This is a genomic window from Agromyces sp. NPDC029043, assembly GCF_055564615.1.
Genome location: NZ_JBVHVX010000022.1, coordinates 15,606 through 31,762, shown reverse-complemented (window position 1 = coordinate 31,762; position 16,157 = coordinate 15,606). Strand labels below are relative to the sequence as shown.

General features: G+C 68.9%; 10 protein-coding genes. 3 read left to right on the top strand and 7 right to left on the bottom strand.

Going from position 1 to position 16,157, the window contains the following annotated elements:
- Positions 1-4 precede the first annotated feature (4 nt).
- The gene (gene htpG / locus ACZ4TW_RS20560) at positions 5-1,963 is read right to left on the bottom strand and encodes a molecular chaperone HtpG (RefSeq protein ID WP_465545865.1); all 1,959 of its coding nucleotides are present in this window, start codon (positions 1,961-1,963) and stop codon (positions 5-7) included.
- 121 nt (positions 1,964-2,084) lie between these two features.
- On the opposite strand from htpG, the gene ACZ4TW_RS20555 reads away from it, so the two are divergent.
- Positions 2,085-2,843 (top strand): PIG-L family deacetylase, encoded by a 759-nt coding sequence (locus tag ACZ4TW_RS20555; protein WP_465545863.1) that lies wholly within the window; start codon positions 2,085-2,087, stop codon positions 2,841-2,843.
- Positions 2,844-2,905: 62 nt separating this feature from the next.
- Here the strand turns inward: ACZ4TW_RS20555 and recD are convergent, their stop codons facing one another.
- From recD to ACZ4TW_RS20535, 4 genes are read right to left on the bottom strand one after another with little or no spacing between them, the layout of a single operon-like run.
- Entirely contained in the window at positions 2,906-4,753 is a 1,848-nt protein-coding gene (gene recD, locus ACZ4TW_RS20550) for an exodeoxyribonuclease V subunit alpha (RefSeq protein WP_465545861.1), read from the bottom strand.
- Entirely contained in the window at positions 4,750-8,211 is a 3,462-nt protein-coding gene (locus ACZ4TW_RS20545; protein ID WP_465545859.1) for a UvrD-helicase domain-containing protein, read from the bottom strand. The genes recD and ACZ4TW_RS20545 overlap by 4 nt, the downstream gene beginning before the upstream one ends.
- Positions 8,208-11,789: an exodeoxyribonuclease V subunit gamma gene (recC, locus tag ACZ4TW_RS20540; RefSeq protein ID WP_465545857.1), complete on the bottom strand. Its 3,582-nt coding sequence runs from the start codon at positions 11,787-11,789 to the stop codon at positions 8,208-8,210. The genes ACZ4TW_RS20545 and recC overlap by 4 nt, the downstream gene beginning before the upstream one ends.
- A 9-nt stretch (positions 11,790-11,798) precedes the next feature.
- Positions 11,799-12,299 (bottom strand): acyl-CoA thioesterase, encoded by a 501-nt coding sequence (locus tag ACZ4TW_RS20535; protein ID WP_465545855.1) that lies wholly within the window; start codon positions 12,297-12,299, stop codon positions 11,799-11,801.
- A 250-nt stretch (positions 12,300-12,549) separates the two neighbouring features.
- Here ACZ4TW_RS20535 and ACZ4TW_RS20530 point away from each other — a divergent pair, with 250 nt between their 5' ends.
- Both ACZ4TW_RS20530 and ACZ4TW_RS20525 read left to right on the top strand, forming a co-directional pair.
- Positions 12,550-13,125, top strand: a complete 576-nt coding sequence (locus ACZ4TW_RS20530) for a GNAT family N-acetyltransferase (protein WP_465545854.1) — start codon at positions 12,550-12,552, stop codon at positions 13,123-13,125.
- Positions 13,126-13,260: 135 nt separating this feature from the next.
- Entirely contained in the window at positions 13,261-14,685 is a 1,425-nt protein-coding gene (locus tag ACZ4TW_RS20525) for an NAD(P)/FAD-dependent oxidoreductase (RefSeq protein ID WP_465545852.1), read from the top strand.
- A gap of 18 nt (positions 14,686-14,703) precedes the next feature.
- Here the strand turns inward: ACZ4TW_RS20525 and ACZ4TW_RS20520 are convergent, their stop codons facing one another.
- Both ACZ4TW_RS20520 and ureG read right to left on the bottom strand, forming a co-directional pair.
- Positions 14,704-15,432: an urease accessory protein UreD gene (locus ACZ4TW_RS20520; protein ID WP_465545850.1), complete on the bottom strand. Its 729-nt coding sequence runs from the start codon at positions 15,430-15,432 to the stop codon at positions 14,704-14,706.
- 7 nt (positions 15,433-15,439) lie between these two features.
- A complete protein-coding gene (gene ureG / locus ACZ4TW_RS20515; RefSeq protein ID WP_465545848.1) occupies positions 15,440-16,150 on the bottom strand; it encodes an urease accessory protein UreG in 711 nt (236 codons plus the stop codon).
- Positions 16,151-16,157: the final 7 nt, after the last annotated feature.

The window sequence follows — 16,157 nt, the reverse complement described above, 5'->3', positions numbered from 1 at the left end:
TCGGCTAGCCGGCCACCGTTTCGGTGAGGGACTCGGCGAGAAGTCGGGAGAACTCCGCCGGATCCGGTAGGTCGCCGCCCTCGGCGAGCACGGCCATCCCGTAGATGAGCTTGGCGGTGTCGGCGAGGTCCGCCTTGTCGTCGGTCCGCTTGTAGGCGGCGTCGAGACCGGTGATCAGCGGGTGATCGGCGTTGACCTCCAGCGCGCGCTTCGAATGCGGAACCGGCTGTCCCGATGCGCGATACAGCTTCTCGAGCTGCGGCGACATCGAGAACGCGTCACCCACCAGGCACGCCGCCGACGACGTGAGTCGATTGGAGATGCGTGCCTCGGTGATGTCGTCGGCGAGGACCTCCCCGAGCCAGCCCAGCAGATCGGCGTACTCGGCGGCCTTCTCCTCGGTGTCGTCGGCCGTGTCCTCGCCGATGCCGTCGAGATCGACGGTGCCCTTGGCGATGGAGGCGAACGCCTTGCCCTCGAACTCCAGGTCTCCGGCGGCCCACATCTCGTCGATCGGGTCGTCGAGCAGGAGGACCTCGATCCCCTTGGCGCGGAACGCCTCGAGGTGCGGGGAGTTCTCGATCTGCTGCCGGGACTCGCCGGTCATGTAGTAGATGGCCTCCTGACCCGGGACCATGCGGCCGACGTAGTCGGCGAGGGTCGTCGGATCGGTCTCGGAGTGCGTGGACGAGAACGACGACGCCTTCAGGATCGCGTCGCGGTTGTCGTAATCGTTGACGAGGCCTTCCTTGAACACGCGGCCGAAGTTCTGCCAGAAGGTGCGGTAATCGTCGGGACGCGAATCACGCAGTTCGGCGACGGTGGAGATGACCTTCTTCGTCAGGCGACGCCGGATGGCGCGGATCTGGCGGTCCTGCTGCAGGATCTCGCGGGAGACGTTGAGCGAGAGATCCGCCGCGTCGACGACTCCCTTGACGAAGCGCAGGTACTCGGGCATGAGCTCTTCGCAGTCGTCCATGATGAAGACGCGCTTGACGTAGAGCGAGACACCCGTGGTGCGCTCCCGCATGAACAGATCGAACGGCGCCTGCGACGGGATGAACAGCAGCGCCTGATACTCGAAGGTGCCCTCGGCCTTGAGGGTGATCGTCTCGAGCGGATCGTCCCACGCGTGCGCGATATGGCGGTAGAACTCCTTGTACTCCTCCTCGGAGACCTCGTCCTTCGACTTGGCCCACAGTGCCTTGCGGGAGTTCAGCGTCTCCGACTCGATGATCGTCGCCGGGGCGGCCTGGGCATCGGTGTCGCCGGAGGCGTCGTCGGATTCGGTTGCCGGCGCGGGCTTTTCGACGTCCATCCGGATCGGCCAGGCGATGAAGTCGGAGTACCGCTTCACCAGGGCGCGCAGCTTGTGCGGATCGGCGTAATCGTAGAGGTGATCCTCGGTGTCGACCGGCTTGAGCGCGAGAGTGACGGTGGTGCCCTGAGGGGCGTCGTCGACCTCGGCGATGGTGTAGGTGCCGTCGCCGCTCGACTCCCACCGCGTGCCGACGCTCTCCCCCGCCTTGCGGGTCACCAGCGTCACCGTGTCGGCGACCATGAACGTCGAGTAGAAGCCGATACCGAACTGTCCGATGAGTTCCTCGGACGCTGCCGCGTCCTTCACCTCGGCGAGCTTGCGGCGCAGTTCGGCGGTGCCCGAGCGGGCGAGCGTGCCGATCAGCGCGATGACGTCGTCGCGGCTCATGCCGATGCCGTTGTCGGCGACGGACAGGGTACGAGCCTGCTCATCCGGGATGAGTTCGATGTGCAGATCCGAGGTGTCCACGTCGAGATCGGAGTCCTGCAGCGATTCGAGGCGGAGCTTGTCGAGCGCGTCCGATGCGTTCGAGATCAACTCACGAAGGAAGCTGTCCTTGTTCGAGTAGATCGAATGCACCATCAAGTCGAGCAACTGGCGCGTCTCGGCCTGGAATTCATGGACTTCGGGCTGTGCGTTCACGGCGACCTCCTGCGATAGCGACGTTCTGCGGCCGCGGTCGACGAGACCATCCGGCGAGGTCAGTCGGCGTTTCGCGGCCGCGCAAAATTCTACCGGCGCCGCAACCGCTACCCTGAATCGGGTGGTGGGACGATTACTGTTCGTACACGCGCATCCCGACGACGAGTCGCTGTGGACCGGCGGATTGATCGCTGCCCATCTCGAAGCCGGCGGCGATGCGGATCTGGTCGTCTGCACCTGGGCCGAGGGCACCCGGCGGCACCTCGAGGTGACCGCCGCGGCGAAGGAACTGGGGCTACCCCGCCCGCCGATCACGCTGGGCTACGCCGATGACCGCATACCCGAGTCCGCACCCGGCGCGCCGCGGTTCTCCGAAGGCCGGTTCGACACCGCGGTCCGCGCGCTGGTCGCCGAGATCCGTCGCCTGCAACCCGACGCCATCGTCACCTACGACGCGATCGGTGTCTACGGTCATCCCGATCACATCCACGCCAACCGACTCGCCCACGCGGCCGCGACCGCCGCGGCGGTACCGAACATGTATCGGCGACTCGGCCCCGCGTGGCAGACCCGTTCCATCTACGAGGTGACCGGCGCGAAGTGGATGGTCGATCTGCTGTGGGCGACGGTCCTGAAGGAATCGACCGGAGACCGGTTGATGGGCACCCCCGACGATCAGGTCGTCACGGTGGACATCAGCGGCACCGAGGCCCTGGCCCGCAAATCGGCCGCGATCGCCGCGCATGTCACCGAGATGGACCGCAGCCGCACACTGCGGGCACTGATGTCGCTGGAACCGACGTTGCGCACGACCCTGCTGAGCACCGAATGCTTCCTGCGCAGGGACCTCGTGACGGGCGGATACGACCTGGATCTGTGAACTGGGCTGGATCTGTGACGGTGAGCCTGGCCGGATCTTGTGAGTCGAGCGCACCCTGCGCGTCAGGCGACCGGACGCGTCTGCGACCGCAACCCGCTCGCGCGCTGAACGGGCCGCTGCACCGCCGCCTTCAGCACGTCCAGTGTCCCGATGATCCGCACCCGCTGCTTCGCGCGCGTGATGGCGGTGTAGAGCAGTTCGCGGGTGAGCAGTTCCGACCCGGACGGCGGCAACACCACGGTCACCGCGTCGAACTGGCTGCCCTGGCTGCGGTGGATCGTCATGGCGTAGGCGGGCACGATGTCGGCCAGGCGGGCCGGATGAATCCGGGTGACCGTCGGGCCGCGCCGGAACGCCACCATCAGTGAGTCCGGGGTATCGGGATCGGCGCGGACCACGACGCCGCAGTCGCCATTGAAGGTATCGGTCTGTTTGTCGTTGGCGGTCACCAGGATCGGCGCGCCGATCACCGACATCGGTGCCACGAGTTGCTGCGACGACGATCCCCCGCCGTCGGGTCCCGGCCCGAGCCAGTCGACGATGCGCGCCGACCAGCCCTGCACACCCCAGAAGCCCTCGCGGTGCGCGCACAGCACGCGATGCGCATCGAGTGCGTCAAGCGCCGCCGCATCGGAGCCGCGCCATGCTTGGGCCCGCAGCTCCGTTCCCCAGGCGACGATGTCGCGGGCGACGCCGCCCAGGTCGGTCGGATCGACGAGGGTGACATCGGTCAGGCCGCCGGTCGTCAGCAGCTCCGCCACGGTCTCCGCATCGCCGGCGTTGACCGCCTCGGCGACCGCGGCGATGTCGGCGCTGTTGCGGTACCCCTCGCGCAAGGTCACGACACCGTCCCCGCCACCGGCGCGATCCACGAGATCGGCGAGGACGGCTCCGGCGTCCACCGACGCCAGCTGATGCGGGTCACCGACCAGGACGATGCGGGCGTCGCGCCGGACGGCGTCGAGGAGATAGCTCATCGCGGTCATGGACAGCATCGACGTCTCGTCGACGACGATGACGTCGTGCGGCAGGGTGTTCTGGTGATGATGGCGCGGCACCGCTCCAGGGCGCCAACCGAGCAGCGAGTGCACGGTCACCGCGCGCACCGACTGGGGTGCCGCCGGGTCCTTGGCCACCGATGCCTGCAGCGCGGCGGCAGCCCGTCCGGTCGGCGCGCACAAACCGATGCGCAGGCCGCGGGCGGCCAGATGATCGAGTGCGGTCAGAATCCGGGCGACGGTGAAGGTCTTGCCGGTACCGGGGCCGCCGGCGAGCACGGTCACCCACCGCGTCGCGGCGGTGCGTACCGCCAGTCGTTGGGCATCGTTGCCGGGATGCTCCGGATCGGCGTCGAAGGCAGCGGCGATCGCGGCGTCGACCTCGGCCGGATCGACGGTGAGCGTGCGGGATTCGCGGTCGGCGAGGACCTCGCGGATGATCTGTTCCTGTCCGTGGTACTTCTGCAGATAGAGCAGCGGACCGTCGTCGGAATCGACCAGGACGAACGGCCGCAGCGGTCCCGCCCCGGAGCCGGTGATGAGTGGACTCTTGCGGAGCGCGGCGACGAATTCCGCCGACGACGGCACCTGCAGATCGATCTCCGATGCAGCGGGCTCCCCGGCCTCTGCCGTCGCTGCGGGATGACTGTGCAACGCCGTGGCGACCGACGCCGCGACGCCGGCGAGTGCCAGACAGGTGGAACCCTGCCGCACCGCGCGGACGGCGAGCGCGGCGGCAAGCGTGGCCCTGTCGTCCACCGGTTCGGCGCACAGGGCGATGATCCGCGCGGTCACGTGCACGTCGGCGGCGGCGAGGACACCCGCCTCGTTCCACTCCGCGAGGATGCCGTCGGCAGACGAGACCCGCAGCGTCGAACCGACGTCGCGGCGCGGTGAACCGGGTGCGGTCATCGGGCGCCTCCCCTGCCGCCGCCGGCCCGACCGACGGGCCTGCCCGCGGTGGGCGTGCCGGCGATGAGGTCGGACAGGTCGGTGACCAGCGCCGACGGGATGCGCCATTCGAAGACGCCGCACCCCGGTGGCGTCGCCGGACCAACCATCGCCCGCACGAAGTGATACTGCACCGGGCCCAGGCGAACCGACGGATCGTAGCCGGGCAACCGCCACCGCAGATATCGGTGCAGCGCAACCGAATACAGCAGGGCCTGGAGCGGATAGTGGGCAGCCATCATCTCCGCGGCCATCGCGTCGACGGTGAAGTCCTCGGCGGTGAGGAACCCGTCGCGCAGTCGGTTGGTCTTGTAATCGACGACGACGTAGCGACCGTCGTCGGTCCGCAGCACCGAGTCGATGCTGCCGGTGAGAAACCCGCGGTACCGCTCGGCCGGCAGCGCCCGCAATTCGTCGGCGTACCTCGCCAGCGGATCGTCGGCGTCGAGATGAGTGGCGAGCAGATCGGCGACGTCGGCCAGCATCAGCCCCACCTCGGTGTCCGCGACGTGTGTGCCACCGGCGTTCGCGTCGGCACCGGCCGATGCCGCACCGGGCAGCGGGAACTCGAAGTCCAACTCCGCCAACCGGTTTGCCGGGGTGATGTCCCACAGCGTGCCGAAGCCCAGTGGCGTCGTCAGAACGCCGCAGAGCGCCGCGGTGAGCACGTCCACATCGATCTCCGACGATCCGGCCGCCTCGGCGCACAGCTCACGGACATGCGCCTGCATATCGGCGGCGGAGGTGTCGACATATTCGAGGGCTTCATGGACGACGGTGCCGAACGCCGCTCCGAAGGGCAGCCCGTTCATCAGCGACGGCGTCCCGGGCACCGCGTCGGCGACGGCGATCTCCGTCGCGGTCACCACGTCGGTCTCGTCGGGTTCCCATCCGCCGGTGTCCGGCTCGCTGCCGCTGGTGATCACCGGGACCGGCCCGCCGTGCGAGGCGCCGGCGGTGATCGCCGAATACGATGTCCGGCGCCACGTCTGATCGATCGTCCGATCGAACGATGCCACCGAGAGTGTCTGGGAGGCATGCTCATCCGGCGACGGGGACCACCGCTGGGCGCCGTGCTTCCCGGCGGCCTCGATGGCGATCCGGCAGTCGGCACCGACCGCGACGAGAGTCTGACGGACGGCGTCGTCGCCGGGCACCGCGACCCGGTCCGGGATCGTCCACGGCCCCTCGCCCGCGGCGGCGATGGCATCGGCGCGACCGAACAGCAGGCGGTGCAGCGGAGCACGATTCGCGTCGTGGGCGGGTGCCCACCACAGCACCAACTGGGACTGCGCCCGGGTCAGGGCGACGTAGAGCAGCCGCAACTCCTCCCCCGCCGATTCCGCATCGCCGATGGCGCGTCGGGCTGCGCGGCCCGGGGCGTCGCGACCGCCGACGTCCAGGAAACGGGTGCCCGCGGCGTCGTGATAGCTGATCGTGCCCTTGTCGTCGACCCAGATGGAATCCCACCCGAAGGGCAGATAAACGATCGGGAACTGCAGGCCCTTGCTCGCGTGGATGGTCATGATCTGGACCGCCTGTGCATCCCGATCGAGGCGTCGGCTCTGATCCTCGGCTCGGTTGCGACCGTCCTCGTCGATCCGCTCGGACAGCCACTCGACGAGTTCGGCTGGGCCGCAACCGGTGTCGACGACGTGCTTGTTGCACAGCGTCGCGATCTGGAGCAGGTCGGTGAGGGTGCGTTCGCCGTTGTCGAGGGACAGGATCGACGCCGACGCCCCGTACCTATCCATCAGCCGTTGCGACATCGCCGCGAAACCGGTGTCCACCAGGACCCGGCCCCATTCGACGAACTGGGCGGCCAGCTCGGCGAGGGCGGTGTCGTCGGCGTCGCCGAGGGTCTGCTCATCCCACCCGATCAACGGGGTCAACGCGGCGAGCCGGACACGATCGGTGCGGGCGGGCTGTTCCACGGCGCGCAGGACCCACAACCAGTGCCGCGCGGCGTCGGTGTGGAACACACTGGTCCCCGACCGAACCACCGATGCGATGCCGCGCGCCGCCAATGCCTGCTGCAACGGCTCGATCGCGCGGAGCTTGCGGACGAGGATCGCGATGTCGCCGGGTCGCACCGGACGGGTGACGCCGTCCTCCCCGGATGCCGTGCGCGTGGTAAGGGTGACGCCGCTGTTGAGGGTCGTCGCGATGTCCGCGGCGACGTCGGCGGTCACCTTCTGACGGATGTCGTCGACGGGCGGGTACCCGCGCACGCCGTGTGTGGTGAAGTCGGCACTGAGGAAGCCGCGCAGCCGCACGGGCGGCGACCCGGCCAGCCGGGACCCGGCGTGTGCCGCGGATACCGGATGGACGACGATCTCCGGATTGCCCAGTGTCGCACCGCGATACAGTGCGTCGAGGGAATCGACGACGGCGGCGTCGGAGCGGTGATTGGTGGCCAGGAACTGCATCTCGTCGGCGGTGGTGACCGCGGACAGGTAGCTCAGCACCTCGGCACCGCGGAAACCGTAGATCGCCTGTTTGGGATCACCGACGAGGACGAGCGGGGTGTGCCCGTGGAAGCACCGACGCACGATCTCCCACTGTTGCGGATCGGTGTCCTGGAATTCGTCGACGAGTGCGACGTCGAAGGAGGCCCGGATCCGCTCGCAGGCCTGCGTCCCGAAATCGGAATCCACGATGATGCGGTAGAGGATCGACTGGAGATCATCGTAGGTCCGCAGGCGGGACAGGCGCTTTCGGCTCTCGACGAGTTCCCGGATGCGGGTGGTGAAGGCGACCCGGCGGCGGGCCGGACGGGCGACGTCATCGGGGGCCCCCGCCAACTCCGCGGACGTCGGTGACAGCACGGCGGCCGGGTCCCGGACCGCCTCGCGCGCCAGCGAGAGGGCCTCGGCGAAACCGAAATCCGGATCATCGCGGTGGGCGTACCCGGCCAGATACCGATCACGGGCAACCTGCTCGGCGATGTCGTCGACGTCCTCGACGATGGAGGTCACCATCTCCCGCTCGCCGAGAAATCCGAGGGCCTCCAACATCCGGTTGCAAAAGGTGTGGGTGGTGGCGATCGTCGACGAATCGAAGTCCGACAGGGCCCGTGTGAGGTTCGCCCGGCGCCGATCGATCTCCTCGGGCGTACCCGTCGCGAGCAACCGCTCCAGATCATCCCCGGTTGCCCGGGCGACCTCGGGCGAGGCGAGTACCCGCACCAGATCCCGGACGCGTTCACGCATGCGTTCGCGGAGTTCGGCGCTGGCCGCACGACTGAACGTGACCAGCAGCAGCCGGTCGATGTGAGTCCCCTCGGCGATGTAGCGGGCGGCGATCGCCACGATCGCGTACGTCTTGCCCGTACCCGCACTCGCCTCCAGGACCGTGGTGCCCGCACCGGGCGCCGCGGCGATGTCGAACGGGATCGGGGTGCGTGCGGTGTCGGTCATGAGCGGTCCTCGTGAGCGAGCAGCGGCTCCCACACCGCGCGGGCCAGGCCGCAGAACAGCGGATCACCGGGATCGCCGGGCAGCGGTGGGTGCCATCCGTCGGGATCGGCGGCGATCGGCTCGGTCATCAGATCGTCGAAACCGATTGCGGCGTCGACACTTCCGCCGAAGGCCAGGCGCAGCCACCGATCGCGATGATCGCCGAACTTGTCGTCGAAATCCTTGCGTGCACCCAGCAGTCCGATCGACATCCGTTCGCCTCCGCGGCTGCGTTCGGTGTAAATCGCCGCGGCGTCGACCGCACTCGGCAACGGGCGTCGGAGTCCCCGGTCGCGCAGGGCGACGAGGCGCTCGAGGATCGCCACCGCATCCTCGGGTGCGGTGACGCGGGCCATGGCGACCGGATCGCGCGTCGATCCCCGTCCGACGACGACCGAGGAGGTGACCGCCGGGCGGGACGCGGCGGCGGTACCCGCGGTGACCGCGAGCAGCCGAATCCAGGAGGTGAGGCGGTGTTTCGCGCGGACCCGGGAGTAGGTGGCGGTGACGATCGCGTCGTCGAAGACGTCGGCGATGGTCCCGTGAATGCGCCGCCCGTCGGCGAGCGGGATCACCGCGTCGACGGTCTGCGGACGCAGCGTCGTCGAGTTGCGGGTGCGCAGGGGGATGGTGGCGTCGTAGATCTTCTCCACCTGAGGCGCGATCCGGTCGAGTTCACGAGCACCGAACCGGAACGGCGGCAGAGTGCCTCGGCGGAGTTCGGCGGCCTGACATTCCGCGAGTGTGGCGCCGGTGAACATCCGCGCGAGGAACCGGTCGCCGACGCCCCAGCGGTCCAGCGGATCGAGTTCGACGTCGAGTTCGTCGGGATGCGGGCGGTCCTGATCCGGAATCCAGATGCCGAGTCGCTGACGGAAGAAGTTCTCGACCGGCGCCACGTGGAAGGCGATCAGGGCGGCGAGATCGATGTCGACGGGATCACCGGAATCGGTGGGTGCGGCACCGATCCGGACGTGCGCGGGCAGGGTGCGCTCGGTGGCGGCGCCGGATTGCAAGGCGCGGGCGCCCGCGAGCAGTTCGCGATCGTGACTGAGCGGCCCGACGACTCCGACGACGCCGCCGTCGACGAAATTGCGCGCGTCGAAGCCGTGCAGGGTGTGGTGGCCGATGACGGCCTCGGCATCGGTGGCACCGGTCAGCGCGGCGACCGTGTCGGCGAGTTCACTGACGACGACGGCCGGCGGGATCCGCCGACCGGAGACCGGATCGGCACCGCTGTAGAAGACGAGCAGGTTCTCCTGCGCGGCGCAGATCGCGTCGAGGAAGGTCTGGCGGTCCTCGTCACGCGGATGCCGTTCTCCGACAAGGGGTTCGACACCGAGAATGTCGTCGCCGTCGATACGTTGCACACGGGGGAAGGCGTCGGCCTCGATACCCAGCGCGACGATGACGCGGTGCGGCACCGACCGCATCGGCACCATCGAGCACACCGTCAACTCCCCGGTGCGGAAGTTGGAGCGTGTGGGGCGACCCACCGCGAGACCGGCCATGAGGTCACGGACGTCGGACAGGCGCAGCAGCGTCGGCTCGTCGGTGTCGCCATGTGCCGCCGCGCGCGCCCGATCACCTAGGGCACGGTCCACCGTGCGGATCGCGGCGGCTGTCATCCACTCCTCGCCGGCCGGCGGCAGCGTCACCTCGTCGACGACGCCGGTGAGGATATCGGCCCAGGCGTCGACGGTGACAGGCCCGGCGGTCATCCATCCGACGGTGGCGTCGAGCCGGGCGAGAAACTCCTCGAGCCTGCCGACGAGATCCAACGCGGTGCTCTCCACCGCGTCGAGCGGCAGTGCCGCCCCGAGCCACTGGCCGTCGGCGCCGTCGGCGACGGCACCGAGCGCCAGCCGGTCCAGACCCGCGGTGAACGTGCCGTCGGTGAAGTCCCGCAGATCGAATCGAGTGCGTTCACGCTCACCGAGACCCCAGCGAATGTTGCCGCGCGCCAACCAGTCCCGGACCGTTTCCAGATCATCGGGGTCCATCCCGAAACGTTCGGCGACCGGCGCTCGGGTCAGCAGATCCACCACCTCCGAGGTGGTGGCGCGCCCCGCGGCGAGTTCCACCACCGACGCCACCACGTCGAGGACCGGATTCACCTGCCGCAGACCACGATCGGCGAGCCGCACCCGCAGCTGATAGGCCGGATGGTCGCGCCCGGTCTGAGCGAAGGCACCCCGGATCAACGGACTGAAGGTCTCGACGTCCGGGCACATGATCAGCACGTCGCGGGGCTGCAGCGTGGAATCCGCGGAGAACAGGTGCAGCAGCCGGTCGCGCAGCACCTCGACCTGCCGCTCCGGGCCGTGACATGCGTGGATCTCGACGGTCGAGTCGGGTGCGACCGACAGGGTCGGTGGGGTGTCCGCGTGGATGCCCGCCTGCAGCGCACCGAGGACCGTGGCCGGATCCGGTGGCGTGAGCTGCGGGTGATGGAGGTCGTGCTCGGCGAGGCCGGCCAGCCGCACCTGCAGTTCGGTGACGTCGCGGGACAGCCCGGCCGACAACGGGTGTGCGACATGCGGCCGCTGCCACGCCGATCGTCGGAGCGCGCCGACCTCGTCCGCCGGCGGCACCGCCGGAGCCGTCGCCGCCCACAGGGCCGGGCTCGGATGCGGCAGGAACAGGTGCACATCGTGGTGGACCGACACGGCGGCGACGATCTGCCGGAACGACTCGGTGATGCGGGTCGGGCCGAAGACACAGAGTCGTTCGGGCAGGTCACCGGCGGAGGAATCCTCACGCAGCCGACGGCAGACCTCGTCGAGTTGTTCGGCGGGATGAGGGCTGCCGATCTCGGCCCGGACCGCCCGCCAGAAATCCGGTTGCCAGGTCAGATCTCCGGCAATCGTCGATCCCGCCCCATCGGCGTCACCGACATCGGCACCGGGCGATTCGTGGCGGGCCCAGGCGGCGATCATCGCGGGCCGCGCGGTGCCGTACCGGTCGAAGAGATCGGCGATGTGCCGGGCGGTGGCATACCGACGGCCCTGCCGGTGTTCGCGATCGGTCACGGCGTCAGAGGTGGCGGCGTCGGAGGTGACGGCATCGGAGCTAACGGCATCGGAGGTGGCGGAGGTGCGGGAGTCATCGGAGTCGGCCTGAACAGGCACGCCGATGTGACGGGCGATGATGCGCAGGCGGGGATCGTCGAGCGACGCGTCCAGGACGCGCAGAACCGGCCAGACCAATCGGTTGGCCCGCCACGGATTGATCTCCCAATCCCGCCGGGCGGCAACGATCGATGTGTTCGCGAGGACGGCGTCGGCGATCTGCGCGGCCAGCGCGTCGGGCGGATCGAAATCGATGTTCGCCGCGATCCCGTCCGCTTGGCGCACTCCCGCCGCGTCGTCGCCCGTGCCGAGCCGCACCGCGAGGCGCTGCTGCAGCCACCGCTCCACCCCGCGCGCCGGCACGCTGACGATCTCGGAGCGCATCGGATCGGCGAGGGGCACCGCGAGCACCTCGGCCAACGAATCGGCGAGGGTGTCGGTGCGCTCGGCACGATGCAGGACGAGCATGGCGGTGAATCAGCCCTCGCCGTGGAACGCGGGCCGAGTGCCCTGCCAGCGCCGCATGACGGCCTTGGGGCCGTCGGGGATCGGGATCGACCTGCCCGTCGCAGGATCGACGGCGACCATCGAGGTGGCCGCCACCGCGGTCAGCGTGCCCGACGGCGCGCGCAGCGTCGCACCCACGGTGAACGAGGAAGTGCCGATCCGCGTGATTGCGACGGTCATCGTGACCGGTTCGACCGAATAGTCCAACGGCGCACGGAACTCGATATCCTGCCGGGCCACCAGGATCGGCAGCGGACGCACCTCGCCGAACCACGCCGAGAACGCACGTACCCGGCCCTCCTCGAAGAGCCGCGCGAACTGCACGTTGTTGATGTGGTTGTTGATGTCCATATCGCCCCAGCGCAACGAGATCTCGAACTCGATGCCGCCGTCGGCGGCGGGGCGGTACCCGGCGGGCAACTCCCCGGTCGGGGCGGGAGAGATGGTGTCCTCGGCTGTCTGATCGTGCACGTGGAGAACCCTAGCGCCCGACCCCGACAGCGTCGCCGAGGACGCCGTCGAGGACGCCGTCGAGCCCGGCGAGCGGCGCGACACTCCGGCCGACCTGCGACACGCGACGACCGTGCCGCGCGGGCGCTGTGCTGAGTACACTTCTGCCCGGGGGTCACGCCGGTGCGGGAGGTAGCGCCGACGCTATGTTCTTGCTGTTCTTGCCACCGACGAGCGATGTGGGGTCACTGTGATCATCGAGACACCCCGGATGCGGATGGTTCCGGCCGGTGCCGATGACATCGACGTCCTCGTCGCCCTCGACGCCGATCCTGCCGTGATGCGGTATGTGAGCGGTGGTCAGGCGACGCCGCGCGACGTCGTCGAACATTGGGTCCTCCCCCGCGCGAGGACGCAGGAGAACACCGGTCGCGGTGGACTGTGGATCGCGACGGAGCGTCGGGGTGGCCGATTCCTGGGATGGGCGGCGCTGCGTACCCCGCGCCACAGTCCGCGGCCGGAAATCGAACTGAGCTACCGCTTGGCCCGCTCCGCCTGGGGTAATGGCTTCGCGACCGAGGCCGCCGCCGCCCTGGTGATCCTCGCATTCGACGATCTGGGCACCGGTCGGCTCTTCGCGTCGACCACCGCGGCCAACATCCGGTCTCGTCGGGTGATGGAGAAGATCGGGATGCGTCTGGTGGCGGTGAATTACCCGGAGAACGAGTCGGGTACCCCGGACGGCAACGTCGATCTCGCCGAGGTCGAGTACGAGTTGCTGCGTGCACACTGGGAGGCACGGACCGTCGGGTTCGGCGCACGCGGTGGCCGACATCGAGCCGGGTGAGGGTTTCGTCCGATCTCACCGCGACCGGAGCACGATGATTGACTACCGTTACCGGTGGTGGAGCAGATCGCGCGGACCACAGCCAGACCACGTCGCCGATCATGCGACAAACAACCGACAGGAGATGTCACGCAGATGAGCACCAACCGCCCCCATGTGGTCATCATCGGCTCCGGCTTCGGCGGCCTGTTCGCCGCGCAGCGCCTGCGTAAGGCCGATGTCGATATCACGCTGATCGCCCGTACCACCCATCACCTGTTCCAGCCGATGCTCTATCAGGTGGCCACCGGCATCGTCTCCGAGGGCGAGATCGCCCCGGCCACCCGCGTCGTCCTGCGCAAACAGCGCAATGTCCAGGTGCTCCTCGGCGACGTCTTCTCGATCGACCTCGACGGCGGCAAGGTCACCTCCCGGCTGCTCGAGCGGGTCACCGAGACCCCGTTCGACAAGCTGATCATCGCCGCCGGCGCCGACCAGTCCTACTTCGGCAACGATCAGTTCGCCGAGTACGCGCCCGGTATGAAGACCATCGACCATGCACTCGAACTGCGCGGCCGTATCCTCGGCGCCTTCGAGCAGGCCGAGCTCTCCGATGATCCGGAGGAGCGAGCCCGGCTGCTGACCTTCGTCGTGGTGGGCGCCGGCCCGACCGGCGTCGAACTCGCCGGTCAGATCGCCGAGATGAGCGACAAGACGCTCCAGGGCACCTTCCGCAACATCGATCCGACGCAGGCGCGGGTCATCCTCCTCGACGCCGCGCCCGCGGTTCTGGGGCCGTTCGGGGAGAAGCTCGGCCGCAAGGCCGCCGCCCGTCTGGAGAAGATGGGGGTGGAGATCCAGCTCAACGCGATGGTCGTCGACCTCGATTACGACGGCCTGACCGTCAAGGAGAAGGACGGCACCACCCGACGCATCGAGTCGCAGTGCAAGGTGTGGTCGGCCGGTGTGCAGGCCAGCCCGCTGGGCAAGCAGCTCGCCGAACAGTCAGGTGTGGAGCTCGATCGTGCGGGACGTGTGAAGGTCGGTCCCGATCTGGCGATCCCCGGTCACCCGAACGTCTTCGTCGTCGGCGACATGATGGCCGTCGACGGCGTGCCCGGTGTCGCTCAGGGAGCGATTCAGGGCGGCCGGTATGCGGCCGACGCGATCAAGGCGGAGCTCACCAAGGGACAGACGCCCGATCAGCGCAAGCCGTTCAGCTACTTCGACAAGGGTTCGATGGCCACCATCTCGCGCTTCAGCGCGGTGATGCAGGTACCGCTTCCGTTCACCTCGAAGAAGTTCGAGACCGAGGGCTACTTCGCCTGGCTCGGATGGTTGGCGCTGCACCTCGTGTACCTGGTCGGCTTCCGAAATCGCCTGAGCACCATCGTCAACTGGTTCTTCGCGTTCAGCACGCGCGGACGCTCCCAGCTCGCCGTCACCGAGCAGCAGGTCTACGCGCGCACCGCGATCGGCGCGCTGAGTCAGCTCGAGCACAGCCCGATCCCCCGGGTCGAGGCCGAATCCGCCGGTGCGCTCGACGACGAGAAGAAAGCCAAAGAGGCCGAGGCGAGTTAGCACCGGTCGGCGCGGCACTCAGCCCGGCGCGAGTGCCGCGCTCTCCATCCGGTCACACAACCGGCGTGCTGCCGATGTGCCGTCGGCGAGGGCCGTCGTCAGCGATGCGGGTGTGTCACCGACCGGCGCCAACCGCAACCGGGCCACGTACGCGTCGGGATCGACGGCGTCCGGCCGATCGTCGGGGTACCGGAAGACGCTGCTGACCGCGCGAAAACGTGGTGTCGTACCCGATGATTCGCCGGCGGCTCGCGGCGTTGCGCCCAGTGTCATCCGATGCCGCAGCATGGGTATGTCGTCGACGTCGACAGTCAGCCCACCGGCCCAGCGGCCGCGGCCGACCTCCGCGTGCCGACCGAGCTGCGCATGTTCGGCGACGACGACCCGGGCGTCGGCGGCCAGCGACACCGACGTCTGACTGTGGTGCACCGCGTCGGCTGCGACGATCATCGGCTCCGGTTCACAGAACAGCGCGCCGCCCGACGCGACCTCGATCTCCCACCGGGTGCTGGACTCGAGGCAGTGCGCCGAGGGAAGCGCGATCGTCGCGGCGACGGTCCGCAGATCCAACCGCGCACCCTCCGCCACGACGACGCGGATGATGATCTCGTCGCCACCGAGCGGGGTCGCTGCGGTACCGATCAGGTGGATGCCGGTGGCTCCGGTCTGCCGGACCGCCAGCCCACCCTGCTCGCGGTACCGCACCGTCCGGCCGCGGGCGGCGACGATGCTGATCTCGGTACGCACTGATCGATCACCCGGGGGTGTCGGCGGTGTGTGCGTCCGCGTGTGCCGCGGCCGCGAGTTGCTCACGCACCCAAGCGAGTACGTCGGTGGCGGCGGGATCGTCGGTCAGCGAGATCATCGCCGTCGGACGTCCCTCACGGACGCGTTCGGCATCGCGGCGCATGACGTCGAGGTCGGCGTTGACCCGCTCGGCGAGATCGATCTTGTTGATCACCAACAGATCCGAGAACGTCACTCCCGGACCTCCCTTGCGGGGCACCTTGTCCCCGCCGGCCACGTCGATGACGAAGATCTGCACGTCGATGAGTCCTGTCGAGAAGGTTGCGGTGAGGTTGTCGCCGCCGGATTCCACGAGGATGAGATCGAGCGGCGGGTTCGCGGCGACGAGATCGTCAATCGCGTCGAGGTTGGCGGTGATGTCATCGCGGATGGCGGTGTGCGGGCAGCCACCGGTCTGCACCGCGGTGATCCGCTCGTCGGGCAGCACCGCGTTTCGCCGGAGGAAGTCGGCGTCCTCGGTGGTGTAGATGTCGTTGGTCAGCACCGCGACTGACAGTTCGTCACGCAGTTGACGGCACAGCGCCGCGACGAGTGCCGTCTTGCCCGAACCCACCGGACCACCGACTCCGATCCGCAACGCCTCACCGGGTTCACGGTGCCGGCGGGGACGTCCGTGATCATGTCCGTGGGGTTCACCGTCGATCAGATGCGGTGGCATGGTGGGG